We start from the raw sequence: 1752 nt of genomic DNA, 5'->3' as shown, positions 1-1752 counted from the left end.
GTATTAATAGTTCTTTCATTTAGACTCCATTCACTATTATTTGGCTTTAATCTGTTTACCACTCTGAATATTTAAGGTGGATTTAATATTGAATTAACTCAGAATTAAAGTCTGTTTTGTTGTGATATACCATCCCATAACAGCAGAGATCTACCATAGATCTCCGTCCCAGTCATTGAATTATCGTTATTTGAGCTTGTGCTGATATTGCCTGTCCGGTTCCAGCAGACAAACGACTTGCTGTCATTGAAAGTTTTACCGGTGTGTGGTGGAACATCCCGCAGTCATAAGTTGTATGATCCGGTATAGTCTAAGTCCCGCCAGAATGTTAGCTTTCTACAGAAAGTACCGATACTTCGATCCACTAGATAAATATTTCAAATGAAAAGCCACCGGCTTATAAGGCCAGTGGCTTAAACTCGTAGGTGGTTAAAATCGCTGATGAGTATCCTTCTTTGGATACTTAATCGAATACGCCATTTATTACTGATGCAACAATCGCTGTACTTAATGCAATAAGTACTAAGTCATTGCCAACTATACGCCACTCATATCCTGGGTAAGAAGGTAGCTGCCCCAGTAAAGATGCAGGGACTGCTTTCTTAGCGATGCCTGGTGGGAGCGGCTTACCCCGTGCCAGATTTTTAGCGATACCGGGAGGTAATGACTGATAACCAGTCAATCCGTAATTAACAGCTAATGGGCGCACACGGTCATAGGTTAGATTCACTGAAACTAAATTATCACTACCATTTTTGGCTTTATTCCCCTTATTAGCGGGCCCATTGCCCCCACTATTACCGTGGTTTCCGCCACTGTTTCCGTGTCCACCGCCATTCCCATTACCGGGATTAGCTATGGAAGGGGTTGAAGATAACGCTAGAGAAGCAATCAGCGCTAATGCGATCACAGACAAACGGTGCTTAAACATTTTCTATTACCTTTGCTAGTCGCTATATATAGATTAAATCTAGCTAATCCTATCTATATAAGCCATATAGAATGGTCTTATTTCATACAATGAGCGGTAGCTGTTAAATACTAAACCTAAGAACACCACCATTAGCAAGATAACTAATAGACGTCGCAGCATATTTTGATCCCCCACCTTTTGGTGAGACAATTATTCAGGCATGAGGAATATCCTCATGATTTCCATATTGATTTTTATTTGCTATAGGAGTTAACTGAACGCACATATTGAGATAGAGGACCCTGTTATGCTCATTTATGATGTTTTTGGTCGCCGCTTGGGTGTTAAAAGTGTTGCCAATGAATGGCAGCTATTTCGAGTAGATTGCAATGAGGGGAAATCATCTCGAATATATGACGTCATTATTCCTTCATTTTTAACTAAGGAAGAAATAGCTGGGTGGTTAGCTGATATCTACCATGAAGCCGCGAGTGAAAAATACCCCGATGTAAAAAGGATAAAATGAGTCGCTACAAGGGATGTTGGATAGAAATAATTGCCGCCACGGAACAAATACCACCAGCCAAGCTAGCCTTAACTCTTGCGGTCATTTATACCTCGGCCTCGACTTTTTTTAATGCTTTACCAATTACCTCAACAGCCGCTGGGCGTTTATCCCCACATCACTTTCCTACATGGGTATACGTTTAGGTATGCGACACGGATCTTAACTCAATTTTTATCAAAAAATACAATATATTCAAACTCCCAAAAACATAATAACGAACTCTTTTTATTAGTTAAAAGGCCTCAAAATCGAGGCCTGAAAAATTATAGCT

General features: G+C 40.2%; 2 protein-coding genes. One reads left to right on the top strand and one right to left on the bottom strand.

From position 1 onward, the window contains the following. Positions 1 to 463: 463 nt before the first annotated feature. Complete coding sequence (locus tag V1952_RS21650) at positions 464 to 931, bottom strand: anti-virulence regulator CigR family protein (protein WP_372559705.1); 468 nt, start codon at positions 929 to 931, stop codon at positions 464 to 466. A gap of 289 nt (positions 932 to 1220) precedes the next feature. On the opposite strand from V1952_RS21650, the gene V1952_RS21645 reads away from it, so the two are divergent. Then, positions 1221 to 1439, top strand: coding sequence for a DUF7661 family protein (locus V1952_RS21645; RefSeq protein WP_420075532.1), 219 nt, complete (start codon positions 1221 to 1223; stop codon positions 1437 to 1439). The last annotated feature ends 313 nt before the right edge of the window (positions 1440 to 1752 follow it).

The sequence above is a fragment of the Yersinia sp. 2542 StPb PI genome (genome assembly GCF_048593855.1).
Classification (GTDB): domain Bacteria; phylum Pseudomonadota; class Gammaproteobacteria; order Enterobacterales; family Enterobacteriaceae; genus Yersinia; species Yersinia enterocolitica_E.
Note: the sequence above shows the minus strand (reverse complement) of the source record. Positions and strands in the feature narration are given on the sequence as shown.